This is a genomic window from Actinoplanes couchii, from assembly GCF_016862075.1.
Lineage (GTDB): Bacteria > Actinomycetota > Actinomycetes > Mycobacteriales > Micromonosporaceae > Actinoplanes > Actinoplanes couchii.
On the sequence record NZ_BOMG01000105.1, the window covers coordinates 60,460 to 87,324 of the forward strand.

Below are 26,865 nucleotides of genomic sequence, written 5' to 3' on the forward strand. Positions count from 1 at the left end.
CTGCCCTCCGCCGGCTTCGCAGGCGGTCGGTGGCTGCGGTCGGCGTCCTAGCCCTCGCCTCGTCGCTACTGGCGGCCTGCGGCTCCGACGACAAATCCGGGTCCACCGACGGCCTGGTCTTCATGAACCAGTCCCGGGGCCAGGAAGCCGCCCTGAACGAACTGGCCAAGAAATACACCGAGACCACCGGTGTCAAAATCACCATCGAATCGCCCGGTCCCGCCGACTATCTGCCGAAACTGCAGTCCAAGGCACAGTCCAAGTCGATGCCGGACATCTATTCGTCGTTCAACGCCACCGACATGGCGCCGTTCTACCGGGCCGGCTGGGCCAAGGACCTGAGCGCCGAACTGCAGGGCGACTGGAGCAAGAACTTCGACCCGGCCGTGGTGAAACTGTCGGCCTTCGCCGACGGCAACAACCTGAAGGTGCCCGCGGGCATCTACACCGTGCACTGGGAGATCCAGACCTACGGCTTCCTGGCCGACCCCGCCGCCACCGGCATCGACAAGGCCGCCCCGCCGCAGACCATGGACAAGTTCATCGCCGGCCTCGCCACCAAGGGGCCGGGGAAGTTCACCGTCGCCGCGTCGCTGACCCCGCAGCTGGTCCAGTCCTACGCCTCCAACTACCTCACCGACGAGCAGATCTCGCAGACCCTCGACGGCAAGCTGCCCTGGAAGTCCGACGGCTGGCGCAAAGCCTTCCAGCTCCTGATCGACATGAAGCAGGCCGGGATCCTGGCCAACAACGCGCTGCCCGGTGGCCAGGACGACAACCCCAACGTCGAGTCTTCGTTCTTCAACAAGAAGGAGGTCGGCTCGATCTTCGACGCCACCGCCGGCGTGTCGGTCGGGCTGCGCACCGCCCCCGACTTCAACGACTACATCTCCCTGGCCCTGCCGGCGGCCCCGGACGCCACCCAGAAACCCCGCGTGATCGGCCTCAACGGCAAGGGCGCGGTGATCAACCCGAAGGGCGCCAACGTCGACAAGGCGGTGGCGTTCGTCAAGTGGCTGACCGAACCCGACCAGCAGAAGTTCTTCGCCGAGAAGGCCCGGATCCTGCCGAGCAACCCCGAACTGCTCAAGAGCGGCACCATCCCCGGCCAGCTCACCGGGTTCGCCGAGGCCATCCAGTCGATGCAGGTGCTGCCGAACACGATCAGCAGCGACGTCAACACCACCATCATCCGCAACACCCAGCGCCTCGTGCTCGGTGAGGCGACCGTGGACCAGGTCCTGGACGAGATCCAGGCGGCCCAGGACCGCAGCAAGTGACGACGGTGACCAACACCTCCGGTCCTGCCTCGCGCAGGGCCGGAGGGCTCCGGCGCAACATCATCGGCTGGCTGTTCCTGGCGCCGGCCGTCGGCCTGATCGGCCTGTTCACCATCACCCCGTTCCTGCAGGCCATCGAACTCAGCTTCCAGAACTGGGACGGCGTCAGCCCGGACACTCCCTGGGTGGGGCTGGACAACTACCGGTTCGTCTTCGCGTACGACGCGTTCTGGGCGTCGATGCGCAACGTCGCCTTCTTCGCGATCATCGGATTCTTCGCCGGTAACGGCATAGCCCTGGCGATGGCGGTGGCGGTCCACCGGATCACCCGGGGACGAACGTTCTTCCGGACCGTCTTCTACCTGCCCGGCGTACTGTCGGTGGTGGTCGTGGGGTTGCTCTTCTCGTCCATGCTGGCCCCGCAGTCCGGTCTGATCAACAACCTGCTCGGCAGCCTCGGCCTGGAGTCGCTGCAGCAGAACTGGCTTGGCGACCCCGACATCGCCCTGCCCGCGGTCGCCGCGGTCTTCGTCTGGTTCCACTGGGGCTTCGGGTTCCTGCTGTTCCTGGCCGGCCTGCAGGACATCCCGGCCGAGCCCTACGAGGCGGCCGACCTCGACGGCGCCGGCGCCTGGGTGAAGTTCCGCTACATCACCTGGCCGCACCTGGCGCCGGTGACCACCATCGTCAGCCTGCTGACGCTGCTCGCCGCCATGCAGATCTTCGGCACCGTCCAGGTGCTCACCAACGGCGGTCCGGGCTACCACACCATGGTCCCGACCCTGCTGATCTACGGCGAGGCGTTCACCAACCACCGGTACGGCAGCGCCGCGGCCATGTCGGTGCTCTTCGGCGGTGCACTGGTGCTGCTGTCACTGCTCCAGCTCGGCATCTCACAACGGAGGTCCCGCGCATGACCACCATCACGGACCCGGGTTCCCCGCCCCGCCGCCGGATCCGCCCGGACCAGGTCGGCGTCTACGGACTGCTCACCGTCGCGGCGCTCATCGCCCTGTTCCCGCTGCTGTGGATGCTGTCCGGATCGCTGCAGACCCTCGACGAGCTGCTGTCCCAGGACAGCCTGCTGCCGGCCAGCCCGCAGTGGGGCAACTACGTCACCGCCTGGGTCGAGGGCGAACTGGGCATGTACTTGCTCAACAGCGTCGTCTACACCGGCACCGCCGTCCTGGGCATCCTGGCCGTCTCCAGCCTGGCCGGGTACGCCCTGGCCCGGCTGGACTTCGCCGGTAAGGGAATCTTCCAGTTCGTCATCCTCGCCGTCATGATCATTCCGGCGCCGGCGATGTTCCTGGCCCAGTACCGGCTGCTCATCGACCTGGGCCTGACCAACAGCCGGCTCGGCTACATCCTGGTGCTGATCACCTCCGGCATCCCGATGGCGACGCTGATCATGCGCAGCTTCTTCGCCAACCAGCCCCGGGACCTGGAGGAGGCCGCCGCCCTGGACGGCGCCTCACCGCTGCGGATCTTCCTCAGCGTGATCCTGCCGCTGGCCCGGCCCGGCATGGCCGCCGTCGCGGTCATCCAGGGCCTCGCCGCCTGGAACGAATACCTGATGGCCCTGGTCCTGTTCGACGACAACGATCTGATGCCGGTCCAGCGCGGCCTGACCAGCTTCATCTCCGCCGACACCCCGCAGCAGCAGATCCTGCTCGCCGCGACCGCCCTGTCGATCCTGCCGGTGGTCGCGTTCTACCTGCTCGCACAGAAACAGGTCGTCAAGGGGATCAGCGCGGGAGCCATCAAGTGAGCACACCCGTGATCCGGGCCGAGCTCACCGGCGGCTGGACCGTCGCGCCCCGCGTCAACGTCTTCGAACAGGTCCGTGATCCCGCCGTCCACGTCCCGGTGACCCTGCCGCACGACGCGATGATCGGAATGGACCGCGATCCGGGTGCGGACGGCCGGACCGGATATTTCCCGGGCGCGCTGGCCGTGGAGTACACCAGGACGCTGCACGCTGCGCCGGACTGGGCCGGCGGGACCGTGGCCCTGCGCTTCGACGGCGTCTACCGCAACGCCATGGTCTTCGTCGACGACCAGTTCGTGGCCCAGAACAAGGGCGGATACACCCCCTTCACCGTCGAGCTCGGCCCGCACCTGCGGTACGGACAGGACAACGTCATCCGGGTCGAGGCGCGGGTCAACGCCGACTCCCGCTGGTACAGCGGCGCCGGCATCATCCGCGACGTCTTCCTGATCGTCACCGGTGCGGTGCACCTGCGCCGCACCGGGCCGATCGTCACCACCCCCGACGTGGACGCCGAACGCGCGGTCGTCGAGGTGCAGGCTCCTCTGGTCAGCACCGCCCGCACCACCCGGACCGTCCAGGTCGAGGTGGAACTGCACGACCACACCGGCACGGTCCTGGCCCGTGACGCGGCACCGGTGACGATCACACCGGGAGAGGGGCGGAACTCCCGGCACCGTCTCTACCTGCCGCGGCCTCGCCGGTGGAGTGTGGACGACCCGTACCTGTACCGCGCCGTGGTGCGCGTCCACGACCAGGACGGCGACCTCGACGCGGTGAGCGTGCCCCTCGGCGTGCGCACCCTGCGGCTCGACCCGGTCCACGGCCTGCGTGTCAACGACGAGTCCGTCAAACTCCGCGGCGCCTGCGTGCACCACGACAACGGGCTGATCGGCGCGGCCACCATCGGCCGGGCCGACGAACGCCGGGCCGAGCTGCTCAAGGCCGCCGGGTTCAACGCGATCCGCAGCGCCCACAACCCGATCAGCCCCGCCATGCTGGACGCCTGCGATCGGCTCGGCATGCTGGTCGTGGACGAGGCCTTCGACGTGTGGACCGAGGGCAAGACGTCGTTCGACGGCGCCACCGACTTCCCCGAATGGTGGGAACGCAACCTCGAGGCGATGGTCCTGCGCGACATCAACCACCCCAGCGTCGTCATGTACTCCATCGGCAACGAGAACGTGGAGACCGGAACCCCGCTCGGCGCCGCGCTGAGCCACAGGCTCACCGAGAAGATCCGGGAGCTGGACGGCACCCGCTTCGTCACCAACGGCGTCAACCCGCTGGTGACCCTGATCCGGCAGAACGGCGAACGGCTGCGACGCGCTGCCGACCTGCCCACCGGGGGCGTCAACGAACTGCTCGACGCCGCGGACGGGCTGGACGCGATGGTCACCTCGGACGAGGCCACCCGCCGGACCCGGGAGGCCCTCGCCGCCCTGGACGTCGCCGGACTGAACTACGCCGAGGCCCGCTACGTCATGGAGAACGACCTGCATCCGGACCGGATCATCGTCGGTACCGAGACCGCGCCCCGGCGGATCGCCCACAACTGGCGCCTCGTGCTCGGCGATCCGCGGATCATCGGCGACTTCACCTGGACCGGCTACGACTACCTCGGCGAGGTCGGCATCGGCCGGGTCCGGTTCCCGGACAGCGACGACACCGGTTTCCAGGGCCCCTTCCCGTGGATCAGCGCCTGGTGTGGGGACCTCGACCTGACCGGTCACCGCCGTCCCCAGTCCTACTACCGGGAAATAGTCTTCGGCCTGCGTCCCACCCCGTACCTCGTGGTGGAACGCCCGTCCAGCCGGGAACGCGGCGCCACCCAGGGCCAGTGGTCGTGGCTCGACGCAATCGCGAGCTGGACCTGGGACGTGCCGCCCGGAACGGTGATGACCGTCGAGGTCTACAGCCCGGACGCCGACGTGGAACTGTTCTTGAACGGCACCTCGCTGGGGCGCCGGGCGACCGAGGAGTTCCGGGCCGTCTTCGACGTGCCCTACCAGCCCGGCGAACTGACCGCGGCCGGTACCGCGGGGCGGTTCACGCTCCGCACCGCCGGGCCGGCCGCCCGCGCGGCGGTGCACGCCGACCGCACCACCCTGACGGCCGGCCACACCGACCTGGCGTTCCTCACCATCGAGCTGGTCGACCGGCACGGTGTCCCGGTGCCGGACGACGACCGGGACGTCACGGTGACCGTGGACGGCACGGCGGTGCTGCAGGGCCTCGGCAGCGCCCGGCCCGACCCGCAACCGGGCCGGGAACACCTGACCTTCGACGGCCGCGCCCTCGCCGTGGTGCGGCCCACCGGCCCCGGCACCGCGCTCGTCACCGTACGTGCCGCCGGCCTGCCCGAACAGACCGTCGAGATCACCGTCATCGAGGAAATCTGATCATGGACCTGACCACCCTGCTCGGCCGGATGACCCTGGACCAGAAGGTCGCCCAGCTGACCGGCCTGAGTGTGCGCGGACTGCTGCAGTCGAGCGCCGGCTCCGGCGGCTCGCCCCTGGACGAACTGCTGCGGCAGGCGCCGCACGGTCTCGGGCACCTGTCGATGATCTGGCGTCTCGGCGACACCGACGACAGCCTGCGCCAGGCCCTGGCCGACATCCAGGAACGGGCCCGCGACCTGACCCCGTACGGCATCGGGGTGCTCTTTCACGGCGAGGGCGCGAACGGCCTGGTGTTCCCCGCCGGCCTGCAGTTCCCCACCCCGTGGGGTCAGGCCGCCACCTGGGATCCGCAGCTCACCGGCCGGGCCTCGTCGGTCACCGCGGCCCAGATGGACCGGATCGGCATCCCCCTGATGTTCTCCCCGGTGCTGGACCTGGCCCGCGACCCGCGCTGGGGCCGGGTCCACGAGACCTACGGTGAGGATCCCGAGCTGGTGGCACAGTTCGCCGTCGGTTTCGTGCGCGGCGTGCAGGAGACCGGCAGCAACGTCGTCGCGACCGGCAAACACTTCCTCGGGTACGGCCACTCCGAGGGCGGACTGAACAAGGCCGCCACCCACCTGGGCCCGCGGGCGCTGCTGGACGACTACGCCGAACCGTTCCGGCGGGCCGTCGCCGAGGCCGGCCTACCGGTGGTGATGAACTCCTACAACACCGTCGACGGGGTGCCCGCCGCCGCGAACCGGTGGCTGCTCACCGAGGTGCTGCGCGACCGGCTCGGTTTCGACGGTCTGACGGTCAGCGACTACGGCTCGATCGACATGCTCAGGTCCGTCCACCACACCGCGGCGACAGCCGGGGAGGCCGGGCGTCAGGCGATCACCGCCGGGCTGGACGTGGAACTGCCCCGCAACGACTGTTTCTCCGCCCTGGTCACCGAGGTCGAGCAGGGCCGCCTGAGCGAGCAGGTGATCGACCGGGCGGTCCTGCGCGTCCTGACTCTGAAGGACCGGCTCGGGCTCATCCCGTCCTCGACCGTCCCGGCCCGCACCGCCGCAGACCGGGATCTGCCCGCCGAGGCCGCCCGGGCCGGCCGGGAGCTGGCCGAACGTGGCCTCACCCTGCTCGCCAACGACGGCACCCTGCCGCTGCGCCCGAACGCGCGGATCGCGGTGATCGGCCCGGTCGCCGACGAGCTGCGCATCCACTTCGGCGCCTACACCGGCGTCGCCGACGCGGAACTCGCCGTCGGCATCCGGGCGATCCTCAACCAGGAGATCCCCGGCGTCACCCAGGACGACATCGTCATGCACAACCTCTTCGCCACCCGTACGCCCGGTGTGGAACCGCTCTTCGAAGAGGTGGCCCGCAGACTGCATCCGAACGGCCGGTCGGTGGTCGAGGCCCTGCGTGAACTCGGCGCCGACGTGACCCACACGCCGCTCGGCAACGTCGCCGACCCGACGCCGGTCGACGCCGATGCGGTGACCACCGCGGTCCAGGACGCCGACGTCATCGTCGCCGTGGTGGGGGAGCGCACCGGCTGGCTGGGCAACCACACCGCCGGGGAGGGCATCACCGCGGTCTCGCCGTCGGTGCCCGGAAACCAGCAGGACCTGATCCGCCGGGCGGCGGCCACCGGAAAACCGGTGGTGACCGTGGTGGTGTCCGGGCGCCCGCTGGTCATGCCGGACATCGCCCGTGACTCGGCTGCGGTGCTGCTCGCGCCGCTGCTCAGCGAATATGCCGGGACAGCCGTCGCCCGCGCCCTGCTCGGCGCGGTGAACCCGAGCGGCCGCCTGCCGTCGACGTTCCCGCGTCACCTCGGACAGATCCCGATCTACCACGGCCACCAGTACGGCAGCGGCTACGCCCACCCCACCGGCGTCACCTCCGACTACGTCGACCTGGACGACCAGCGGCCGCTGTACGCCTTCGGGCACGGCCTGTCCTACTCGACGTTCACCGCCGGGGAACCGGAGTTCACCGCCGACGGCGTCCTGCGGGCACGCCTGACGGTGACCAACACCAGCACCGTCGACGGCGAGACGGTCGTCCAGCTCTACGCCCGCGACGAGGTCGCGACGGTGGTCCGCCCGGTCCGCCGCCTGCTGGCCTTCACCCGGATCGCGCTCGCCGCCGGCGAGAGCCGGGAGGTGCTGCTGGAGGCCCCACTGGAGCGGCTGTTCTACACCTTCCCGGACGGCAGCCGCGGCCTGGAAGCCGGTGAGGTGACCCTGATGGCCGGGTTCAGCAGCGACGATCTGCCCTGTTCGGCGACGGTGACAGTACCGGCCGCCGGGGATGCGCACCGACGGTGACACTCGCCGAACGCAGGTCCCGGGCCACGATCTACGACATCGCCCGGCAGGTCGGCGTCAGCGCGTCGACGGTGTCCCGGGCCCTGCACAAACCCGGCCGGGTCAGCACCGACATGGAGGAACGCATCCGCACGGCCGCGACCGCCCTGGGCTACCGCATCAACCCGATGGCGCGGGCCCTGCCCACCGGCCGCTCCGGGGCGCTCGCGCTGCTGCTGTCGGACATCACCAACCCGGTGTACTTCCCCTTCATCCGGGGCGCCGAGCGGGTGTCGTCGGCGACCGGTTCGTCGCTGTTCATCGCCGAGTCACGGGAGTCGGCCGCGTCGGAACTGCACGCGGCGCACCGGTTCCAGGCGGCCGCCGACGGGCTGGTGCTGGTGGCGTCGCGTCTGGACGACCAGGCGATCCGTGACCTGGCCGACGCCACACCACTGGTGGTGGTGAACCGGGAGGTGGACGGGGTGGCGGGGCTGATCCCGGATCTGCGTCCCGGAATCGGCGGCGCGCTCGACCACCTGCGGACACTCGGGCACCGCAGCCTGGTCTACCTGTCCGGCCCGTCGAACTCGTGGATGAGCCGGGCCCGGTGGGAGCTGCTGCTCGACATGGCGGTGGACCGGGACATGAACATCGTGGAGATCGGGCCCGGCACACCGACGATGGAGGGCGGCGCCGCGGCACTGCTGCGGGTCCGGGCCTCGGGCGCGACCGCGGTGCTGGCGTTCAACGACCTGATGGCGATCGGGTTGCTGCGGGCCTGTCACGCCGCCGGGATCGCGGTGCCGGGCCACCTGAGCGTGGTGGGTTTCGACGACATTTTCGGCGCCGACCTGACCACACCGTCGCTGACGACCGTCCGCAGCCCGCTCACCGAGATGGGCGCCGTCGCGATCCGCAGCCTGCTGGCCGCGGTGAACGGGGCGGTGCCGGTAGTGCCCGAGACCCTGGCGACCGAACTGATCATCCGAGCTTCCACCAGCGGGCCGAGACATGCTTCCGCGAGCCGGCCGAGACATGAGGAGAATCCGACGTGACTGAGTCAGCCCGGCGGGCCCTGGTCCGCCGCCACAATCCGGTGCTGACCGAGGCGCATCCGGTCAACACGCTGACGGTCGGCAACGGCGACATCGCGATGACCGTCGACGTCACCGGCCTGCAGTCCTTCCCCGCCCTGCACGAGCTGCGGCCGGACCCCCGCCGCGTGGTCGGGGACGGCATCCGCGAACTGCCCGAGCAGGTCCGGCGGGACTTCGACCGCGACGACTTCCAGATCCCGCTGCGGATCCAGTCGACCTGGGGCTGGTACGAGACCCGGGGCCGGCGCACCTACCGGCCGGACGAGGCGGCCACCACCTACGACACCGGGCGCGGGCCGGTGCCGTACCTGGACCGGATGGGCATCCAGCGCGCCAAGGACCCGATGCCCGAGGACCTGGAGCCCGCCGCCTGGCTGGCCTACAACCCCCGGCGCATGCACCTGGGCCGCCTCGCGCTGGTCACCGGCGACGGCGAGCCGCTGGACCCGGCCCGCCTGCACGAACCGCGGGCCGAGTGCGACCTGTGGTCCGGCACGGTCGGCTCCCGGCACCGCATCGACGGCGAACCGGTCGAGGTGACCACCGTCGCCGACCCGGAAGCCCACCGATTCGCCGTACGGGTGACCTCCCCGCTGCTGGCCTCCGGCACCCTGGCGGTGGCCTGGGTCTTCGATCCGCAGGCCGACGATCTCGCCTGGTTCGAGCAGCCGGTGGAGTCCGGCACCGGATGGCGGCACCCCGCGCCCGGGCATGCCGTCGCGGCCCGCCGGGTGGCGGCGTCCCGCTACGAGGTGCAGGTCACCACCACCGGCACCCTCACCGAGGACGGGGATCGGATCGTCGCCGGGACCACCTCCGACACGATCGAGGTCGTGGTGACCCTGCGGCCCGGCGCCGAGCCGGCACCGTCGTTCGGTGACGTGCGCACCGCCGCCGAACGGTGGTGGGCCGGCTACTGGACCAGCGGCGCCGCGATCAGCTTCGACGGCAGCACCGACCCGGCGGCGGCCGAACTGGAACGCCGGGTCGTGCTGTCCCAGTACCTGACCGCCGTCAACTGTGCCGGAGTCACACCCCCGGCCGAGACCGGGCTCACCTACAACACGTGGACCGGCAAGTTCCACCTGGAGATGCACTGGTGGCACGCCGCCCACTTCCCGATGTGGGGCCGTGGGGCACTGCTCGAACGCAGCCTCGCCTGGTACCACTCCGCTCTGCCGGCCGCCCGGCAGACCGCCCGCGATCAGGGGTTCCGCGGCGCCCGCTGGCCGAAACACACCGAACCGTCGGCCCGGGAATCCCCGAGTTCCATCGGCGTGTTCCTGCTCTGGCAACAGCCGCACCTCATCCACCTGCTGGAACTGCTGCGCCATGAGGGCCGGTCACCGGAGTTCGAGGCCGAGCACTACCCGCTGATCGAGGCCACCGCCGACTTCATGGCCGATGTCGCCACCCTCGGCGACGACGGCTCCTACGGCCTGCGCCCGCCGCTGATCCCCGCCCAGGAGAGTTATCTGGGTGACCGCGAGACCAACGCCGACCCCACGTTCGAGCTGGCCTACTGGGCCTGGGCGCTGCGTGTCGCCAACGAATGGCGGGTCCGGCTCGGGCTGCCCGAACGCTCCGACTGGGCCCGGGTCGGCACCGGCATGCGCACCCCCGCGCTGATGCCGGACGGCACCTACGCCGCCCTCGCCACCCCGCCGATGCTGATCCGCAAGGACCACCCGTCGATGCTGATGGCCCTGGGCTGGCTACCGGACACCGCGATCATCGACCCAGCCGTCATGGCGGCCACCCTCGACGGCGTCTGGCGCGACTGGGACCTGCAATCCTCCTGGGGCTGGGACTATCCGGTGATGGCCATGACCGCCGCCCGGCTCGGTGACCTGCGCCGGGCTCTGGACGCGCTGCTGCTGCCGTCACCGAAGAACGAGTTCCTGCCCAACGGCCACAACCCGCAGATCCCCGGATTCCTCACCCTCTACCTGCCCGCCAACGGTGGCCTGCTCGCCGCGGTCGCCCACATCGCCGCCGCCGAGGCCGGAGCCGCACTCCCACCGGGATGGCAGATCAACACCGACAACCTGTTTCTGGTACGCCCGGAAAGGCAGAACCATGCGTGACGTGTTCTCGTCCACCCCCTGGTACGGCGGCGACTACAACCCCGAACAGTGGCCCGAACAGGTCTGGGACGACGACGTCCGCCTGATGAACCGCGCCGGGGTCAACCTCGCCACCGTCGGCGTGTTCTCCTGGTCACGCCTGGAACCCCGCGAAGGCGAATACGACTTCGCCTGGCTCGACCACGTCCTGGACACCCTGCACGCCGGAGAGATCCGGGTCGACCTGGCCACCGCCACCGCGTCCCCACCACCGTGGTTCTCCCGCACGTATCCCGAATCGCTGCCGGTCACCGCCGACGGCACCCGCCTGCACCCCGGATCCCGGCAGGCCTACTGCCCCAGCTCGGTGGCCTACCGCACCGCCGCCGCCCGCCTGGTCCGGGCCCTCGCCGAACGCTACGGCCGGCATCCTGCCCTGGTGCTGTGGCACGTCAACAACGAATACGGCTGCCACGTCGCACGCTGCTGGTGCGACGCCTCCGCGGACGCTTTCCGGCAGTGGCTCCGGGACCGCTACCAGGACATCGACACCCTGAACGAGGCGTGGGGCACCGCCTTCTGGTCCCAGCGCTACGACAGTTTCGACGAGATCCTGCCGCCCCGGGCCACCCCGGCCGCCCCGAATCCGACCCAGCACCTCGACTTCGACCGGTTCAGCTCCGACGAACTGCTCGCCTGCTACCTCGCCGAGAAGCGGATCCTGCGCGAGATCACCCCCGACATCCCGGTCACGACCAACTTCATGGGTACGTTCCGCGGCGCCGACTACTGGAAATGGGCGCCACACCTGGACGTCATCTCCGACGACCTCTACCCCGACCCGGCCGACCCGGACGCCGCCCGCACCGCCGCCCTGGCCCGTGACCTGATGCGCTCGCTCGGACGCGGCCGCCCCTGGCTGCTGATGGAACAGTCGGCGGGCGCCGTCAACTGGCGCCCCAGCAACGCACCGAAAGCCCCCGGGCAGATGCGCGCCCTGTCCTACCAGGCCATGGCCCGTGGCGCCGACGGCATCCTGTTCTTCCAATGGCGCCAGTCCCGCAAGGGCGCCGAGGCGTTCCACTCGGCGATGCTCCCGCACTCCGGCACCGACACCCGGATCTTCCGCGAGATCGAGGAACTGGGCCGGGAACTACGCGGCCTCGGCCGGGTCGTCGGCACCACGAGCACCGCCCGGGCAGCCCTGGTCTTCGACTGGGACAGCTGGTGGGCCGTCGAACAGCGCGCCCTGCCGGTGCAGTCCAACTACCTGGCCCTGGTCGCACCCTGGCACGCCGCACTCACCGAAGCCGGCGTCCTGGTCGACCTGGTACACGGCGACGAGGACCTGACCGGCTATTCCCTGGTCGTCGCCCCCAGCCTCTTCGTGGCCACCGATGCCCAGATCGACGCCCTCGACACGGCCGCCCGGTCCGGGGCCACCGTCGTGGTGACCGCCCAGTCCGCGATCCTCGACGAGACCCTCGCGGTACGCCTCGGCGGCTACCTGGGCGGGTTGCAGCAGACCCTCGGCGTGTGGATCGAGGAGTTCGCGCCGCTGGGCGGAGCCTGGCAGCGACCGGGCGCGATTCCGGTACGGGACGAGACGACCCGTCCCCGTACGGTCGCACTCACCGGCCCGGTGTTCCCGGACGGTGCGACGGGCATCGAGTGGAGTGAGGTCGTCCGCCCGCACGACGCGGAGGTCCGGGCCCGGTTCACCGGCGGACCGCTGGACGGCCTGCCCGCCCTGACCCGGCGTGCCACCGGACCGGGCGCGGCCTGGTATCTGGCGACCCGTCTCGGTGCCGACGATCTGGCCGTCCTGGCCGGCGCCCTGATCGAGGAAGCCGGGCTGGTGACATCCCCGGTGCACCGGGGGGAGGCCCACGGCTGGGTGGAGACCGTACGCCGCGGCGATCTCACCTTCGTCATCAACCACGGCACCGCTCCCGTCGACCTCGACCTGCCGGGTGTCGACCTGCTGACCGGGCACCCGGCCGGCGGGCTACGCCTGGACCCCCAGGGCGTCGCCGTCGTCGCAGCCGCCTGACGAGGCCGGCCGCGAGCCTCAGCCGAGACTTGCGGCCGCACCCCGGCTGTTCGGTGTGACCGGGGCGGTGAGCATCCCGGCGATGGCGTCGGCGAGGAAATCACCGACGGCCAGCCACTGCGGATCCCGGCCGTCACGTTCCGCGCGGCCCTCGATGTCGGCGGTCGCCCCGGTCACGATCCGGTTGATCAACAGGGCCCGCCCGGCGACCACCCCCTGATCGAGGTGCCTGAGCCGGGTGATCAGCGAACGGCGGATCCGCAGCTGGTCCGCCTGCTGGTCGACGATGTCCAGGACCAGCGCCAACGTCGCCGGATCGTTCAGGGCCTGGCTGAGGAAACGGGCCCGCCAACTCGGCTGCGGTAACCCGGCGAGAACCTGCATCGACGGCATGACGAAGTTCCGCACATCCTCCAGCACCGATTCGCCGGCATCGTTCGCGGCCTGTCGGAACTCCAGCACCGCGTCCAGATGCCGGCTGATCAGCGCCCGCAACAACCCGTCCCGGCCACCGAAGTGATAGCGCACCGCGGAATGGTTGGAGTTCCCGGCCGCCTCACCCACCCGCCGGTCGGAGACCTGAGCGATCCCGCCCTCGGCGAACAACCGCTCCGCAGCGTCGAGCAGCGCCGTCCGCGCGCTCACCGGCCTGTCCATACACTCGCCCCCGAACCTCGCCCACCGTCCATCGGTAGCGTGATTCCATCATCCGGGGCCAGGCCTCGGACATCGCGCCTGCGTTCTCGTACGATCCGGGGACGTGGAGTTCGGCGAACCCGGTCGCCGTGCCGATCCTCTGCCCATCGGCGGATGACGTCGCCGGCGTTCAGTCCCGGGGGAACGGCGGGGTCTCCACGGTGTCGAAGCCGCCGGCGTGGGCCCAGTCCGGTGGGTCGTAGGTGATGCCGAGCCGCCGCCACAGGTCCACGCCGACCCATCCGTCCAGGAGGTCTACCTTGTCGTCGGGGAACGCCCGGGGTAGGAAGGACGACCCCGGGAGCCGGGCCAGAAGACTGCGCCGGGCCAACCAGCCGGGGCTGACGTAGTAGCGGGCGACCATCCGCGGGTCGGCCCCGAACGCTGCTGCGACCGCTTCCGGGTCGCCGGCCCGGGCCTGCCGGACCAGGGCGGCCTCGCCCGACGGCTTCCCCACGAAAGCCGTGAGCTTCGCACCCGACGGCACGGACGAAAGCACCCGGGCGCGGACACCGTGGGCGGCGGCGAAACCGACCAAGGCATCGGCCACCGTACGGACCAGGTCCGACCGGACAGCGACGGCGGTGGAGGAGGCCATGGCGCTGACGCTAATCGTTGTCAGGTGACCTGTTGCCCGATCCGGGACCTCCGGGCGTGACCATCATGCCGACGACAACGAGCCGGTGAAAGCGGCGCTGGCGTCCAATTCTCGGCCCGCATGGCTCTGTAGCGTTTGACGTGCCCGCCGAACTCGGCGTTGGCACCCGAGTAGGCGCTGGCCTGAGTTCCCCAGATACATCGAGTCAATGCGCCGTGGCCGGTCTTCACGAACGTCTTGCGTTTCTGAAGGACGTCGAGAGGTGCCTGAAGACCGCCTCCGAGGCTGGAATCGACACGGGGGTGGTGTCGGAACCGGGGTGGATCGTCTCGATCCGTGGATGTCGGAGGTGCGGAGACGTGGAGCAGGTTCGGGTGGTCGTGGAAGCGCCGGACCCGGTCAGCCGTGCCGGGTCGGTGACGCTGTTGGAGGCCGCCCGATGCTCGCCCTGCTGGGCATCAGCACCACGTTCGCGGGCGTGCAGTCCGCGTGCCTCTACCTGCTGACGCTGCACCTGCAGGTGGGACTCGGCAAGAGCCCGCTCGGCACCGGGCTGATCTTCGCCCCGCTCGGCATCGCCTACGTCGCGTCGTCGTTGTGGGGTCGCGACCTGGCCGCGCGTTACGGGCGGCGAGCCAGAATCGCCGCCATCCTGCTCGTCGCGGCCGGGATCCTTCGTCGCCGCGACGATCGCCGAGGTGTACGGCACGGGCGTGGCCCCCGCGTCCTTCGCCGTCCCGCTCGCTCTGATCGGTGTCGGCGCCGGGGTTCTCGGGCCCTCCGTCACCGCGGACGTGCTCCGCCTGGTTCCGGCAGAGTCCAGCGCGACCGCCTCGGGCGTGCTCGCCACCTCCCAGCAGCTCGGGGCCGCGCTGGGGATCACGCTGTTCGGCCTGCTGTACTTCACCGAGCTCGCCCGGCACGACGTCGTCCGGGCGACGTCGGCCGCACTGTTCGCCTGCGCTCTCGCCCTGCTGGCCGCCGCGGCACTGGCCCGGTTCGTGACGCTCCCCGCCGTCCGGTCGCCGGCGTGAGCCACCATGATGCGATGGCAGTGAATCTCCGTGATGCCGGAATCTGAATGGGGCAAAGACCGACCGTGAGCGAACGCCCGTACTCAGTCTTACTGCTCCGCGTCCTCGGTGCCGGAACGCGGTGACCGGACCCGGCACGTTCCTGGCCTCCAGCGCCGGCCTCGGCTGGCGTACGGCCGACGCCGGCCTGTGGGCGGATCCGGCGCAGCTGGACGAGTGCACTGCGCCGGCCGTGCCCGACCTGACGATGGTGCTCGTCGTCGCCGGGCATTACACGATCGAGAGCCGGGCCGGCCTCGGCTGGCGGTCGGCCGGCTACCGCCCCGGATCGGTGGCGGTGAACGCACCGGGCCGGGAGAGCGTGTTCCGGTGGCGTTCGGCCGGGCAGCCCGCGTTGCGCTCGTTCCACCTGCGGTTCCGGTCCGCGGTGGTGCACCAGGCGCTGGACGGTCTCGCCGTGGCCGACCACGATCTGGACGGGCTCGACGCGCTGTCGCTCGACGATGCGTACGTGTCGGCGTCGCTGTTCGCCCTGCAGCGGGCGCTCGAATCCGGCACGGCCGGCCTCTACGCGGACGCGGTGGCCGGGGCGCTGCTGACCCATCTGGTCCACACCGGCCTGCCCATCCGGGCCGGGACGAGCGCGGACTCCGGTCCGCTGGGCAGGCGGGAGTTGGCGCGGGTGGTCGAGTACATGCGCGCCCATCTCGGCGGGAACGTGCAGCTGGACGAACTGGCCGCGCTGGCGAACGTCAGTAAGTTCCATTTCCTGCGTATGTTCACGCAGTCCACCGGCCTCACGCCGCACCGCTACCTGACCCGGGAGCGCATGCGGCACGGCGCGGGCCTGCTGCGCCGGACCGATCTGAGCGTCCGGCAGATCGCGGTGCTGTGCGGGTATGCCAGCGCCAGCCGCTTCGCGGCCGCGTTCCGGCGGGAGTACGGCATCTCGCCGGCCGCCTACCGCCGCTGAGCCCGGACACCGGCGCCCGGGCTCAGCGGCCGCAACGGTCAGGGTGCGGGGTGCAGCAGGTCTTCGTATCCGACTGTGCGGTAGAAGTCGCGGTGGATCCGGTCGCCGATCCGGAAGACCTCCTCCGCGCCGTCCTGCGCCGGGTCGATGTAGACGCGGAACGGCCGCTGCCCCTTCGGCAGGCCGACCAGTGTGGCGACCTGGCGGGCCACCTCGCCCGGGTCGGCGTCCGCCGGCGACAGCGCGGCCTGCTTGGCGAGCAGGTCGTCGATGGCGGCCGCGTACAGGTCGTCGTACTGCTTCGCGGTCGTCTCGTCGTCCGGGTGACCGGCGTGCGCGTAGTGGTTGGTGCCGGTGGTGAACGAGCCCGGTACGACGATCGTCGACTCGATGCCGAACCGGGAGACCTCGGCCGCGATGCTGACCGCGAGCGCGTCCTCGGCCGCCTTGGCCGCGAAGTACGGGCCCAGCCACGGCGGTGTGCCGCCGCGGGCGCTCGTCGAGCCGATCCAGACCAGCAGGCCGTCGCGCTGCCGGCGCATGTGCGGCAGGACCGCGCGGTTGACTCGCTGCGTCGACAGGACGTTCGTGTCGTAGACGGCGGCGATCTGCTCCACGGAGAACGCCTCGACCGGGCCGAGCGTCATGTGCCCGGCGTTGTGCACCACCACGTCGATGCGTCCGTGCGCGTCGACGATCTGCGCGACCGCGGCGTCAACGGAGGACTGGTCCGCGACATCCAGTTCGATCGGGTGCGCCTGGACGCCGTGCTCTGCGGCGTAGGCGCCGAGGTCGGCCGCGGCCCGGGCGTTGCGGTCGGCGGTGTTACGCATGCCGGCGTAGACGACATGGCCGCTGCCGGCCAGGGAACGCGTGATCATCGCGCCGAACCCGCTCGACGCGCCGGTCACCAGCACGATGCTGCCCATCAGATGACACCCCCGTTGACGAAGATGGTCTGGCCGTTGACCCAGCGGGCCGGACCGGCCAGGAACGCGACGACCTCGGCGGTGTCGTCCGGCTCCCCGAGCCGTTCCAGTGGCGCGGCCTCGGCCAGGTTGTCGATCACCTCCTGCGGCTTGCCGTCCAGGAAGAACGGTGTGGCGGTCGGCCCGGGCGCGACCGCGTTGACCGTGATGTCCCGGCCACGCAGCTCCTTGGCCAGAATCGGGGTCAGCGCCTCGACGGCCGCTTTACTCGCCGCGTAGGCGGTGTAGGTCGGCAGCGCCAGCTTCCGGACCGTGGACGCGAAATTGATCAGGGCGCCGCCGGTACGCAGCCGCCTGGCCGCCTGCTGGCTGAGCAGGAACGCGCCCCGCACGTTGATCCGGTGCATGGTGTCGAAGTCGTCCACGCTCATCTCGGTCAGCGGGCTGAGGATCATGACGCCGGCCGTGTTGACCACGACGTCGACGCCGCCGAACTGCCGCTCCACCGTGTCGAACAGGTCCTGCACCTGCTGCGGGTCGGTGACGTCGGCCTGGGCGGTCCCGGCCGTACCACCGTCCGCGATGATCTGCTTGGCTACCTCCTCCGCGGGCGCCGGGTTGCCGGCGTAGTGCACCACCACGGTCATGCCGTCGGCGGCGAGCCGGGCGGCCACCCGTCGGCCGATACCTCCGGAACCACCGGTGACGAGAACGATGCGTTCGTTGTCTGACACGTTGTGCCCTTCAGAAACTGAGAGATCAGTGACCGGCGGCCGATTGCTGATGTACCGCCACGCAGTCGGTTACCCGCGGCCGCAGGCGTAGGCGGCGCCGATCTTGCGACGTCAGCGCCGCAGATTGCGCACGGTAGATGTACGGGGTGGCCGCGGGTCAGCTGAGGGGTTCCGGCCGGCCGAGTCGCGTGCTCAGGAAGGCGATCAGGGTGTCGCCACCACTCTCAGATGCGGGCGATCAGCTTGATCTCGACCAGCAGTTCCGGGAAGGCGAGCCGGGAGATGCCGATCATCGTGCTGGCGACCTGGGGGTCCGGCCGGCCGTAGGCCTCCTTGCGTACCACCTTGGCCGCCCGGTCTCCCTCGTCGGCGTCGACGACGTAGAGAACCTCGTCGACCACGTCGTCGAGGGACGCGCCGAACCGGGCGAGCAGCGTCGCGGCGTTCGCGTAGCACTGCCGCATCTGGGCTGCCGTGTTCGCCGTGTCGGCCGGACGGCCGGCCTCGACCGGGGCGGGCGCGACCAGTGCCGGTCCGTCGTGCGCGACCTGCCCGGAGAGGTAGATGGTGCCGCCGTGCCGGAGCGCCTGCACGTAGCCGTAGTCGGCCTCCCAGGAGACGCCGAAACGTTCGATCTGATCTGCTTTGCTCATGTGCAGAACGTTAGGGAGCGCCGGCGGGCCCGGACAGTGGCCGCGGTGTCAGATGCCGCAAGGATCGTGCCGGTGAGTCACGCCGTCACGATCCTCGCGGTGCCGCGGCACTACCCGCTGGACGTCGCGATCCCCGAGCACGTGCTGACCCGTCACCCGGCGTACCGGGTGACGGTCTGCCGCGACGCGGCCGGGCTGGAGACGGCGGACACGGTCATCGTGCCCGGTTACGACGAACCGCACCGGCCGGTCCCGGGTGAGCTGCTGGACGGACTGCGGCACGCGTACCGGCGCGGCGCCCGGATCGTGGCCGTCTGCACCGGTGTCTTCGCCGTGGCCGACGCCGGCCTGCTCGACGGGCGACAGGCGACCACCCATTGGCGGTACGCGTCGCAGCTGCGCGAGTTGCACCCGCGCGTCACCGTGCTGGAGAACCGTCTGCTGCACACCGACGGCACCATTCTGACCTCGGCGGGCGCGACCGGCGGCATCGACGTGTGCCTGGCGATGATCCGGGACGACTTCGGCGCCCATGCCGCCGACGCGGCAGCCAAGGAGGTCGTCTTCACCCTGGTGCGTGGGCCGGACGAGCCCCAGTTCACCGACGCGCCCGCCGGCGACCGCGCCTCGCTGCGCGCTACCCGGGAGTGGGTGATCGACCGTCTTGCCGAGCCGATCACCGTCGATGCCATGGCCCGGGCCAGTCATCTGTCCCGGCGCACGTTCATCAGGCGTTTCACGCAGGAGAGTGGCATGCCCCCGATGCGCTGGGTGATCCTTCAGCGCCTGTACGCCGCTCGGCGTCTGCTGGAGACCTCGGATTGGCCCGTCGAGCGAGTGGCCGGCGCGAGCGGTTTCGGCACCGCGGCCAACCTGCGCGCCGTCTTCCGCCGCGAACTGGGCGTGACGCCGAGCGCCCACCGCACAACCGCCGAGACAGCGCGATGAGCGATGCCCCGGCAGCACCGGGTAGAGGCCCCGGCGCAGGAGCACGTTCAGGAGGGCGTCTGATTCACGTATTTTGTGGTGTCAGGCGTTGTGGGGGTCTCGGCAGGGTGGTGCGGTGCTGCCGGTGGAGCGCCGGTCGTCACCCGTAGCCAGTCCAGCTTGTCGGCGTCGGGTGAGCCCGCTGCCGCGGTGTACGTCACGATGCGCAGGTCGGCGCCGGGAACCGTGAGCACGTCGCAGTCGAGGGTCACGTCGCCGACCTCCGGGTGGCTGATCGTCTTCTCGTCGCTGGTCAGCGTCGACGCTCCGACCGTCGCCCACAGCCGTTCGAATTCTGCCGACGTCTGCCGGAAGCCGTTTACCAGAGCGGCCAGTCGTGGATCGGCCGGGTACCGGTCCGAGGCCTCTTTCAGATCGGCGACGATGGTGGCCGCGAACGCGTCGGGCCCGGACGTCGATCGCAGCGGGCGCAGGTAGTCCGCGGCCGGGCCGCTGCCGAACAGCATGTGCGCGATGGTGCGCTCCTGCTCGGGGATGTCGGCCGGGTCGCCGTGCAGGGCTGTCCACATCCGGTTCCACCACAGCAGTCGCCAGTCGGCCGCGAAGATTCCGATCGGTACGTCACCGAGCCGGGCGGCGAGTCGTGCGACACCCGGCGGTACGTGATCGTCGACCATGCCGTCCTGCGGCGGAAGCAGGCCGGCAGCGCGGAAGAGCTGGTCGCGTTCCGGGCGCCGTAGCTGAAGAGCCCGGGTGATCGCGGTCACCACCTGCGCCGACGGGTTCGTGGCGCGGCCCTGCTCGAGGCGCAGCACGTACTCCACCGACAGCCCGGCCAGGGCGGCCAGGTCCTCGCGCCGCAGGCCGGGGGCGCGGCTCTTGGCCGTCCGGGTGAGTCCGGCGTCGGCCGGATCCAGCCGATCACGCCATTGCCGTACCAGGGCACCGAAGGTCGCCGCGCTCATCCAAGCATGATCGCAGCCTAGGTACCGGTGGTACCAGGGCTGGTCAGGTTGCTGGCTGTCGCATGGTCTTGGCCGCACGCTGATCCCATGCTCATCACCAGCACCGACAAGACCGTCAAGATCACCGTCTTCGCCCGTACGTCCACCAGCCCCGACGTCAGTTTCCGGATCATCGCGCCGATCGATCTGAGCCGGGTCTTCATCGCCGACCGTCTGTTCCCGGGGATCGCCGGCGTGGCGGAACAGACCGATTCCTGGGACCACGCCGGGGTTTCCCGGCAGCCACGGTTCACCGACGGCTCGCACGCCACCGAGTCGCTCACCGAATACGTCGAAGGACACGGATTCGCGTACGAGCTCACCGAATTCACCAACGCCCTGGGCGCTCTGGCGCTCGGTGTACGCGGCGAGTTCTCGTTCCTGCCCGACGGTGACGGCACCATGATCCGCTGGACGTACGAGTTCAAACCGCGGCCCGGCCGCAAGGCGATCATCGCCGGTCCGTTCCGCCCACTGTGGCAGCGCTACATGCAGGCGGCACTGGGGCGGATGGCCGCGATCGTCGAGGAAGAAAAGGCCCGCGGTACATCGCGATGACCTTTCGAGTGCCGTCGAACGGGAGCACTAAAGTGGGCTCACCATGCCTGATCTCCTCGGAATCAACCATCTGACACTCTCCACAGGCGACCTCGACCGGCTCGTGAGGTACTACACGGAGTTGCTCGGAGCGGCCCTCGCCTTCGAGCGCGCTGCCACCGCCGCCGATCCGCGCATCGCAGTCGTCGACGTCGGAGGGGACGACCACTTGATGATCGTCGAAACGGCCACCGTCCCCGCCACCGACGTCGACCCCCTGGGCCGGGCGGGCTGGGGGCTGCGCGTGGGGTCCTACGCGCAGCTGGGTGAGGTTCGTGAACGAGTCCTGGATGCCGGGTGGCCGGCCGGACCGATCGAGACGCTGCCCACGCAGTGGACGATGACAGTTCATGATCCCGATGGACGCCCGGTGGACGTTCGGGCACATCGGCCCCGCACCGCGTCACCGCTCCCGGTCACTGGCTGACAGACAGCCGGTCGACGTGCGACCTGACGCCAGCGTACGACCGGTGACCTGACAGACGGGTTCAGTGCGGGGCCGCGGTGGCGCCGTGCACGACGTGCCCGCTGGGGCCACGGCCTTCGCCCACCGCGATTCTGAAGTGCGCGCGCCGTACACCTCCAGTGTGTTGAAGTCGGCGTGGGCGAACGTACGGCCGCTGGTGTCCGGCTCCTATCTCAACCTCGCCACCGAACACCCCGACGACGACGTCTACCCCGGCGCCACCGGTACCCGCCTTGCCGAACTGCGTGCCGCTGTCGACCCCGACGGCCTCTTCCGATGAAACCCCACAAGGGATAACCGTTCGTTCGTGCACTGTTCAGCGGACTTCGCGCATTCAACCGCGCCTATCGGCAATGTCTCGATGTGACGGTATCGAGAAGGCGGGCTTCGGCATGATCGCACTGGTGATGGTCGCTATGGCACTGCTCGGCGGAACGGCATGGAACGTCATGAACCAGTCGGTCGCCCGCGACCGCGAACTCAACCACCGGCTGTCCCTGGCGGGGTTGGTGGCCTGCGCGGTGGTCGCGGTGGGCGCGCTGGGAGCAGGCGCCGTGGCTCTGCTGTGACCAGGAGGAAGCCGCCGGGCCATCAGCGAGATGAACCGCTCTCAGTTGACCTGGGTGCCGAAGGCCGCGACCGACACCGGCTGCCAGTCGCGCCAGGTCTGCAGGCGGTCCTGGTAGATCGCTTCGATCTCGGGGAAGTCGCGGCCGAGGAGCAGGCGCCGCGGCGGGTTCTCGGCGTCGACGAGGGCGAGGATGGCCGGCTTGGTGGCGGCGGCGGTGCCGATGGTGAACTCGGCCGCGGTCTCGGCGCGGGTCTGTGCGTAGTCCGGTGACGCAGTGCTGTGGCGTGATCCACGGTCGAGCCAGTCGGTCGCGTACGCGCCCGGTTCGACGCAGGTGACGTGGATGCCGAAACCGGCGACCTCCTGGGCGAGGGATTCCGACAGGCCTTCGAGGGCCCATTTCGAGGCGTGGTAGGCGCCGATGCCGGGGTAGGCCCGGACGCCGCCTTCGCTGGTGACCTGGAGGAGGTGTCCGCTGCGCTGGCGGCGCAGCACGGGCAGGGCGGCCTGGGTGACCCAGGTGGCGCCGAAGAAGTTGGTCTCCATCTGCTGGCGCAGTTCGCGTTCGGTGAGTTCCTCGACCATGCCGAAGTGGCCGTAGCCGGCGTTGTTGACGACGACGTCGATGCGCCCGAAGCGGTGCACCGCGTGGTCGAAGGCGGTGAAGACGCCTTCGCGGTCGGTGACGTCGAGTTCCCGTGTCAGGACGTTCTCGCCGAAGCGCCCGGTGAGGTCCTTGACGGTGCCGAGGTTGCGGGCGGTGGCGACGACGCGGTCGCCGCGTTCCAGTGCGGCTTCGGCCCAGAGGCGGCCGAAGCCGGTGGACGTGCCGGTGATGATCCAGACTTTGCTCATGGACCCAGCCTGCCGTCGACGGCGGCATGCCACCAGCGAATGTTGATCATGTCTGGCATTCCGGCGCGGAATATCGCGTCAGAGCCCGGCGATCAGGCGCGCCTCGGCGATCAGTGCCGAGCGGACGGCTGCGGCCGGGCCGGTGAGATCCCCGATCCGGGCGAGCCCCATCGAGCGGCCCGTCCATCCCGGATCGTCCACCTCGACCCGGACCACACCGTCGGGCAGGGCGAAAGCCGCGAGGCGGGGGACGGTCGTGATGCCGATCCCGGCGGCCACGAACCCGAACCGTGCGGACCAGTCGCCCAGCTCGGCGACCACCCGCGGTTGCGGCAGCGTCGGCCACGCCCCGAACTGCGGCTCGCCCCGCGCCCCTCGGCCGGCGATCCAGGCCTCCTCGGTGAGTTCGGCGACCGGCACCCGCTCGGTGCCGGCCAGCCGGTGCCGAGCGCCGACCGCGAGCAGCAGCGAACCGGAGGGCAGGGGCTCGACCTCGATCCCGGTCAGGTCCCAGCCGGGCAGGCCCGCTCCGGAGGCGAGGATCGCCAGATCCAGACGGCCGGCGCGCAGCCGGCGGATCTGCACCGGTGTCGAGGATTCCAGGAAGTCGACCTCGACCGACGGATGATCGGTGCGGACCCGGGCGATGGTCCGGGGCGCCAGCCGTAGCGCGGTGGCCGGGAATCCGCCGAGCGCCACCCGGCCGCCCAGCGGCATCGGCAGATCCTCGAGTTCCCGCTGCGCGGCGTCGTACTGGTCGAGGATCGCCGCCGCACGCAGGGCCAGCCGGGTGCCGGCCGGGGTCGGATCGACTCCACGCGGCCCGCGGTGGAACAGCCGTGTGCCCGCAGCCGTTTCGAGCGCGGCCATCTGTTTGGACAACGCCGACTGCGTGAAGCCCAGACGTTCGGATGCCGCGGTCAGCGATCCGGTCTCCAGCACCGCCCGTAGCGCCCGCAGCAGTTGCGGATGAACATCCAGACTCACGGCCGCCAGTATGCCAGCGCAGAATACCCATGGTGATCACCAGTCGCCGGCCGCATGTGGTCCCGCGGGAGTGTCATCGCAGGGCGCCGGTGGCCACGGTGGCCGCCCGGGCTATCAGGGCGTTGTCGAACTCCGCGTCGGCGGCCGGGCGCTGGGACATCACCGCGAGGACGATCGGCCGGTCCGGTTCGGGCCAGAGCACGGCGATGTCGTTGCGGGTGCCGTACCCGCCGGCACCGCTCTTGTCGATGACCTTCCAACTGTGCGGTACGCCCGCACGGATCAGCTCGTCGCCGGTGGCGTTGCCGGTCATCCAGTCGGTGAGCTGGGTGCGGTCTTCGGCCGCAAGAGCATCACCGATGACGTACGCCTGCAGGTCCCGGGCCAGGGCCCGCGGCGTGCTGGTGTCGCGTTCGTCGCCGGGCGTCGCCGTGTTGAGGTCCGGTTCGGTGCGGTCGGCGGTGGTCACGGTGTCCCCGAGGTCACGCAGGGCGGATTCGAGGCCGGCCGGGCCGCCCAGTTCCTGCAGCATGATGTTGGCCGCGGCGTTGTCGCTGTACCGGACGGCGGCCTCGGTGGCGTCCCGGAGACTGATCCGGCGGCCGACGTGTTTCTCGGTGACGGGGGAGTGCGGCAGGATGTCGGCCCGGTCGACCGCGACGGTCTTGTCCAGTTCGGCATCGCGGGACAGCAGGGCCCCGGCGGCGAGCGCCTTGAACGTGGAACAGTACGCGAACCGCTCGTCCGCCTGGTATTCGATGCTGCGCCCGGACGCCACATCGAGGCCGTACACGCCGAGCCGGGAATCGAATTCCTTCTCCAGGGCCGCGAACGCGGGACCGGCCGTCGCCGGGGAAGCCGGCGTGCTGATCGACGGCGCCGCCACCGGGGTGTCGGCTGCGGGAGCCGCGCATGCGCTCAGAAGGACGGCGGCCGTCAGGGCGGCGGCTCTGCTCAAGGTGCTGATCATGGCCTGAGGCTGACACGACGCCATTCATGCTGTCCAAGACAGTTTCATGGTTTTCCATGCAGTATCGACATAGATTCGGTTCATGGACCTGATCGCGAGCTGCGTGGCCTTCATCGCCGTCAGCCGGCACGCAAGCTTCACGCACGGCGCCGCGGCCGCCGGCATCCCCCAGCCGGTGGCGAGTCGCCGCATCGCCGCCCTGGAGCAGCACCTCGGCGCTCCCGTGCTCGACCGCACCTCACGGACGGTGACGCTCACCCCGTTCGGCCGGGACATGCTGGCGTCGGCTCAGCGTCTCGTCGATTTCGCCGACGTGCTGAGCGACGCCGCCGACCGGAGCCGGCGCAAGGCGTTCGACCTCGCCGTTCCGGCCTGCAGCACTCCGCTCGCTCTGGCCCGGCTCATCGCCGAAGCGGAACGCCACGATCTGTTCTTCGATGTCGTACCAGCAGATCCCGGTGTTCGAACCGACCTGATGCGAGCGGGGGAGGTGCACGCCTCGATCACCGCCGTGCCCGCCGCCGACGGCACCTGGCAAGTGCCGCTCGGCGTGGCCGGCGACCTGCCCCGGACCGGCCCGACGCTCTACCTGGAGCAGCTGCGGCCGGACCGCGGTGGCGAGGCGGATCGCCGGGTGTGGGTGCAGCCCGAGGACGACGTCCCGCACGTGCTGGACCGCATCGTCCGGCTGGCCGGCGCGGTCGGCCTGCACCGCCACCAGATCGCGACGGCACGCTCGGTGCCCGGCGCCGTCGCGCGCGGCCTCGGCGGTCACGATCTCGTCCTGTGCTCGCGGGCCGAGGCCGACTCGTTCGGACTGTCCTGGTGGCCGATCGGGGAGGAGGCGTTCGCCCGCGGATACGACGTCGTCTGCACCTCCAAGGACGACGGGCGCCGATTACGTACGATCCTGTCGGCCGCCATCGCCGCCTGCGTCGGCGCCGAGGACGAGGAGAACCAGCAGTGAACGCGACCGCAGTCGTCCGCACGGCGCACGACGCCCTGCAGGCGGCCGGGTTGCGTGGCTCGTTCCTGGTGCGTGACGTGGACACCGGCGATGAGATCGAGATCGACGCGGACATCGAGCTCCCGGTCGCCTCGCTGGTCAAGATCCCCCTGGCCGTCGTCACCCTCGAACGTGTCGCCCGCGGTGAACTGGACGCGGCCACCCGCATCGAGGTGGCGCCGGGCCGGATCCGGACCCCGGGCCCGACCGGGCTGAGCCGGTTCCGTCACCCGGCCGTCGTCGCGATCGACGACCTGCTCTACCTGGCCGTGGCGATCAGCGACAACGCCGCCGCGGACGCCCTGTTCGACCTCACGCCGCCGGCCGCGGTCGACGTCGCGGTGCGCGGCCTCGGACTCGCCGGTATCGCCGTACGCCATCGGCTGGGTGATCTCACCGACACGCCCGTGGAACGTTTCGGCGGGGCCGAGCCGCACCTCGCCCAGGCCCTGGCCATCGGCGGCGGCACCAGCGGGGGTGGCCACGCCGTGGCCCAGCTCGACCCCAGCCGGGCCAACACCGGGACCGCCCGGGCGTACGCCGATCTACTGACCGCCCTCTGGCGACCATCCGCCATCACCCCGCAAACGGCGGCACGCCTGCGCGAACTGCTGGCGGCCAACGTGATACGTCACCGGCTGGCGCCCGATTTCAGCTCCGACGCCGCACAGTGGTCGTCCAAGACCGGGACGCTGCTGAACCTGCGCCACGAGGCAGGCGTCGTCGAACATGCCGACGGCCGGACGTTCGCGGTCGTGGCGATGACCGAGTCCCAGACCCCCGCAGCGGTGCAGACAGCCGCCGAGGCGCTGATGGGCCGCGTCGCCCGAGACCTCCGCGACACGCTGCGCGGCCGCCGATGAGCGTGG

At 70.6% G+C, this 26,865-nt stretch carries 27 protein-coding genes; 17 read left to right on the top strand and 10 right to left on the bottom strand.

The genetic code is table 11. The annotated features are described in order from the left end of the window. Positions 1-29: 29 nt before the first annotated feature. The 8 genes from Aco03nite_RS42925 to Aco03nite_RS42960 are packed head-to-tail and all read left to right on the top strand — an operon-like array spanning position 30 to position 12,975. A complete protein-coding gene (locus Aco03nite_RS42925) occupies positions 30-1,280 on the top strand; it encodes an ABC transporter substrate-binding protein (RefSeq protein ID WP_203807074.1) in 1,251 nt (416 codons plus the stop codon). Further along, on the top strand, positions 1,277-2,197 hold the full coding sequence (locus tag Aco03nite_RS42930; RefSeq protein ID WP_203807076.1) for a carbohydrate ABC transporter permease: 921 nt from the start codon (positions 1,277-1,279) through the stop codon (positions 2,195-2,197). Before Aco03nite_RS42925 ends, Aco03nite_RS42930 begins: the two co-directional genes overlap by 4 nt. Next, a complete protein-coding gene (locus Aco03nite_RS42935) occupies positions 2,194-3,051 on the top strand; it encodes a carbohydrate ABC transporter permease (RefSeq protein WP_203807078.1) in 858 nt (285 codons plus the stop codon). Before Aco03nite_RS42930 ends, Aco03nite_RS42935 begins: the two co-directional genes overlap by 4 nt. Then, the gene (locus Aco03nite_RS42940; RefSeq protein WP_203807081.1) at positions 3,048-5,453 is read left to right on the top strand and encodes a glycoside hydrolase family 2 TIM barrel-domain containing protein; all 2,406 of its coding nucleotides are present in this window, start codon (positions 3,048-3,050) and stop codon (positions 5,451-5,453) included. Before Aco03nite_RS42935 ends, Aco03nite_RS42940 begins: the two co-directional genes overlap by 4 nt. A gap of 2 nt (positions 5,454-5,455) precedes the next feature. Beyond that, positions 5,456-7,777 carry a glycoside hydrolase family 3 N-terminal domain-containing protein gene (locus Aco03nite_RS42945; protein ID WP_203807083.1) on the top strand — a complete coding sequence of 774 codons (2,322 nt, stop codon included), beginning with the start codon at positions 5,456-5,458 and terminating at the stop codon, positions 7,775-7,777. Further along, the gene (locus tag Aco03nite_RS42950; protein WP_203807085.1) at positions 7,774-8,814 is read left to right on the top strand and encodes a LacI family DNA-binding transcriptional regulator; all 1,041 of its coding nucleotides are present in this window, start codon (positions 7,774-7,776) and stop codon (positions 8,812-8,814) included. The genes Aco03nite_RS42945 and Aco03nite_RS42950 overlap by 4 nt, the downstream gene beginning before the upstream one ends. Beyond that, positions 8,811-10,943, top strand: coding sequence for a hypothetical protein (locus tag Aco03nite_RS42955; RefSeq protein WP_203807087.1), 2,133 nt, complete (start codon positions 8,811-8,813; stop codon positions 10,941-10,943). Before Aco03nite_RS42950 ends, Aco03nite_RS42955 begins: the two co-directional genes overlap by 4 nt. Next, positions 10,936-12,975: a beta-galactosidase gene (locus Aco03nite_RS42960; RefSeq protein WP_203807089.1), complete on the top strand. Its 2,040-nt coding sequence runs from the start codon at positions 10,936-10,938 to the stop codon at positions 12,973-12,975. Before Aco03nite_RS42955 ends, Aco03nite_RS42960 begins: the two co-directional genes overlap by 8 nt. Before the next feature lie 18 nt (positions 12,976-12,993). On the opposite strand, the gene Aco03nite_RS42965 is transcribed toward Aco03nite_RS42960, so the two are convergent. From Aco03nite_RS42965 to Aco03nite_RS42975, 3 genes are all read right to left on the bottom strand, one after another. After that, positions 12,994-13,620 (bottom strand): TetR/AcrR family transcriptional regulator, encoded by a 627-nt coding sequence (locus Aco03nite_RS42965; RefSeq protein WP_239145908.1) that lies wholly within the window; start codon positions 13,618-13,620, stop codon positions 12,994-12,996. Between the two features lie 181 nt (positions 13,621-13,801). Continuing rightward, positions 13,802-14,269 carry a hypothetical protein gene (locus Aco03nite_RS42970; protein ID WP_203807093.1) on the bottom strand — a complete coding sequence of 156 codons (468 nt, stop codon included), beginning with the start codon at positions 14,267-14,269 and terminating at the stop codon, positions 13,802-13,804. Positions 14,270-14,495: 226 nt separating this feature from the next. After that, entirely contained in the window at positions 14,496-14,978 is a 483-nt protein-coding gene (locus Aco03nite_RS42975) for a hypothetical protein (protein ID WP_203807095.1), read from the bottom strand. 4 nt (positions 14,979-14,982) lie between these two features. Between Aco03nite_RS42975 and Aco03nite_RS42980 the strand changes: the two genes are divergently transcribed. Next, positions 14,983-15,303, top strand: a complete 321-nt coding sequence (locus Aco03nite_RS42980) for a hypothetical protein (protein WP_203807096.1) — start codon at positions 14,983-14,985, stop codon at positions 15,301-15,303. A gap of 121 nt (positions 15,304-15,424) precedes the next feature. Continuing rightward, on the top strand, positions 15,425-16,276 hold the full coding sequence (locus tag Aco03nite_RS42985; RefSeq protein WP_203807098.1) for a helix-turn-helix domain-containing protein: 852 nt from the start codon (positions 15,425-15,427) through the stop codon (positions 16,274-16,276). Between the two features lie 38 nt (positions 16,277-16,314). On the opposite strand, the gene Aco03nite_RS42990 is transcribed toward Aco03nite_RS42985, so the two are convergent. The 3 genes from Aco03nite_RS42990 to Aco03nite_RS43000 all read right to left on the bottom strand — a co-directional run bounded on the left by Aco03nite_RS42990 (position 16,315) and on the right by Aco03nite_RS43000 (position 18,592). Continuing rightward, positions 16,315-17,205, bottom strand: a complete 891-nt coding sequence (locus Aco03nite_RS42990) for an SDR family oxidoreductase (protein WP_239145909.1) — start codon at positions 17,203-17,205, stop codon at positions 16,315-16,317. Continuing rightward, positions 17,205-17,939, bottom strand: a complete 735-nt coding sequence (locus tag Aco03nite_RS42995; RefSeq protein WP_203807100.1) for an SDR family oxidoreductase — start codon at positions 17,937-17,939, stop codon at positions 17,205-17,207. Before Aco03nite_RS42995 ends, Aco03nite_RS42990 begins: the two co-directional genes overlap by 1 nt. Positions 17,940-18,163: 224 nt before the next feature. Next, positions 18,164-18,592 carry a RidA family protein gene (locus tag Aco03nite_RS43000; RefSeq protein WP_203807102.1) on the bottom strand — a complete coding sequence of 143 codons (429 nt, stop codon included), beginning with the start codon at positions 18,590-18,592 and terminating at the stop codon, positions 18,164-18,166. A 72-nt stretch (positions 18,593-18,664) separates the two neighbouring features. Here Aco03nite_RS43000 and Aco03nite_RS43005 point away from each other — a divergent pair, with 72 nt between their 5' ends. Beyond that, a complete protein-coding gene (locus Aco03nite_RS43005) occupies positions 18,665-19,540 on the top strand; it encodes a GlxA family transcriptional regulator (protein WP_203807104.1) in 876 nt (291 codons plus the stop codon). A 47-nt stretch (positions 19,541-19,587) separates the two neighbouring features. On the opposite strand, the gene Aco03nite_RS43010 is transcribed toward Aco03nite_RS43005, so the two are convergent. Further along, entirely contained in the window at positions 19,588-20,505 is a 918-nt protein-coding gene (locus tag Aco03nite_RS43010) for a helix-turn-helix transcriptional regulator (RefSeq protein WP_203807106.1), read from the bottom strand. 87 nt (positions 20,506-20,592) lie between these two features. On the opposite strand from Aco03nite_RS43010, the gene Aco03nite_RS43015 reads away from it, so the two are divergent. From Aco03nite_RS43015 to Aco03nite_RS43030, 4 genes are all read left to right on the top strand, one after another. Further along, positions 20,593-21,102, top strand: a complete 510-nt coding sequence (locus Aco03nite_RS43015) for an SRPBCC family protein (protein WP_203807108.1) — start codon at positions 20,593-20,595, stop codon at positions 21,100-21,102. A gap of 43 nt (positions 21,103-21,145) precedes the next feature. After that, positions 21,146-21,568 carry a VOC family protein gene (locus tag Aco03nite_RS43020; RefSeq protein ID WP_203807110.1) on the top strand — a complete coding sequence of 141 codons (423 nt, stop codon included), beginning with the start codon at positions 21,146-21,148 and terminating at the stop codon, positions 21,566-21,568. 85 nt (positions 21,569-21,653) lie between these two features. After that, positions 21,654-21,887, top strand: a complete 234-nt coding sequence (locus Aco03nite_RS43025) for a hypothetical protein (protein WP_203807112.1) — start codon at positions 21,654-21,656, stop codon at positions 21,885-21,887. Positions 21,888-21,999: 112 nt separating this feature from the next. After that, positions 22,000-22,176 (top strand): hypothetical protein, encoded by a 177-nt coding sequence (locus Aco03nite_RS43030; protein ID WP_203807114.1) that lies wholly within the window; start codon positions 22,000-22,002, stop codon positions 22,174-22,176. A gap of 41 nt (positions 22,177-22,217) precedes the next feature. Here Aco03nite_RS43030 and Aco03nite_RS43035 read toward each other — a convergent pair whose 3' ends face one another. The 3 genes from Aco03nite_RS43035 to bla form a co-directional block, all read right to left on the bottom strand. Then, positions 22,218-23,033, bottom strand: coding sequence for an SDR family NAD(P)-dependent oxidoreductase (locus tag Aco03nite_RS43035; protein WP_203807116.1), 816 nt, complete (start codon positions 23,031-23,033; stop codon positions 22,218-22,220). A 78-nt stretch (positions 23,034-23,111) separates the two neighbouring features. Next, positions 23,112-24,020 carry a LysR family transcriptional regulator gene (locus Aco03nite_RS43040; RefSeq protein WP_203807118.1) on the bottom strand — a complete coding sequence of 303 codons (909 nt, stop codon included), beginning with the start codon at positions 24,018-24,020 and terminating at the stop codon, positions 23,112-23,114. A gap of 73 nt (positions 24,021-24,093) precedes the next feature. Beyond that, positions 24,094-24,990: a class A beta-lactamase gene (bla, locus tag Aco03nite_RS43045; protein WP_203807120.1), complete on the bottom strand. Its 897-nt coding sequence runs from the start codon at positions 24,988-24,990 to the stop codon at positions 24,094-24,096. Between the two features lie 82 nt (positions 24,991-25,072). On the opposite strand from bla, the gene Aco03nite_RS43050 reads away from it, so the two are divergent. Together Aco03nite_RS43050 and Aco03nite_RS43055 are read left to right on the top strand one after the other, a co-directional pair. After that, positions 25,073-25,957, top strand: coding sequence for a LysR family transcriptional regulator (locus tag Aco03nite_RS43050; RefSeq protein WP_203807122.1), 885 nt, complete (start codon positions 25,073-25,075; stop codon positions 25,955-25,957). Continuing rightward, positions 25,954-26,859 carry a serine hydrolase gene (locus tag Aco03nite_RS43055; protein WP_203807124.1) on the top strand — a complete coding sequence of 302 codons (906 nt, stop codon included), beginning with the start codon at positions 25,954-25,956 and terminating at the stop codon, positions 26,857-26,859. The genes Aco03nite_RS43050 and Aco03nite_RS43055 overlap by 4 nt, the downstream gene beginning before the upstream one ends. The last annotated feature ends 6 nt before the right edge of the window (positions 26,860-26,865 follow it).

Coding starts and splice junctions, on each gene's coding strand:
- Aco03nite_RS42935 (WP_203807078.1), top strand. CDS start 2,194: ATGACCACCATCACGGACCCGGGTTCCCCGCCCCGCCGCCGGATCCGC.
- Aco03nite_RS42945 (WP_203807083.1), top strand. CDS start 5,456: ATGGACCTGACCACCCTGCTCGGCCGGATGACCCTGGACCAGAAGGTC.
- Aco03nite_RS42960 (WP_203807089.1), top strand. CDS start 10,936: ATGCGTGACGTGTTCTCGTCCACCCCCTGGTACGGCGGCGACTACAAC.
- Aco03nite_RS42970 (WP_203807093.1), bottom strand. CDS start 14,269: ATGGCCTCCTCCACCGCCGTCGCTGTCCGGTCGGACCTGGTCCGTACG.
- Aco03nite_RS42990 (WP_239145909.1), bottom strand. CDS start 17,205: ATGGGCAGCATCGTGCTGGTGACCGGCGCGTCGAGCGGGTTCGGCGCG.
- Aco03nite_RS43000 (WP_203807102.1), bottom strand. CDS start 18,592: ATGAGCAAAGCAGATCAGATCGAACGTTTCGGCGTCTCCTGGGAGGCC.
- Aco03nite_RS43010 (WP_203807106.1), bottom strand. CDS start 20,505: ATGAGCGCGGCGACCTTCGGTGCCCTGGTACGGCAATGGCGTGATCGG.
- Aco03nite_RS43015 (WP_203807108.1), top strand. CDS start 20,593: ATGCTCATCACCAGCACCGACAAGACCGTCAAGATCACCGTCTTCGCC.
- Aco03nite_RS43020 (WP_203807110.1), top strand. CDS start 21,146: ATGCCTGATCTCCTCGGAATCAACCATCTGACACTCTCCACAGGCGAC.
- Aco03nite_RS43030 (WP_203807114.1), top strand. CDS start 22,000: ATGATCGCACTGGTGATGGTCGCTATGGCACTGCTCGGCGGAACGGCA.
- Aco03nite_RS43035 (WP_203807116.1), bottom strand. CDS start 23,033: ATGAGCAAAGTCTGGATCATCACCGGCACGTCCACCGGCTTCGGCCGC.
- bla (WP_203807120.1), bottom strand. CDS start 24,990: ATGATCAGCACCTTGAGCAGAGCCGCCGCCCTGACGGCCGCCGTCCTT.
- Aco03nite_RS43050 (WP_203807122.1), top strand. CDS start 25,073: ATGGACCTGATCGCGAGCTGCGTGGCCTTCATCGCCGTCAGCCGGCAC.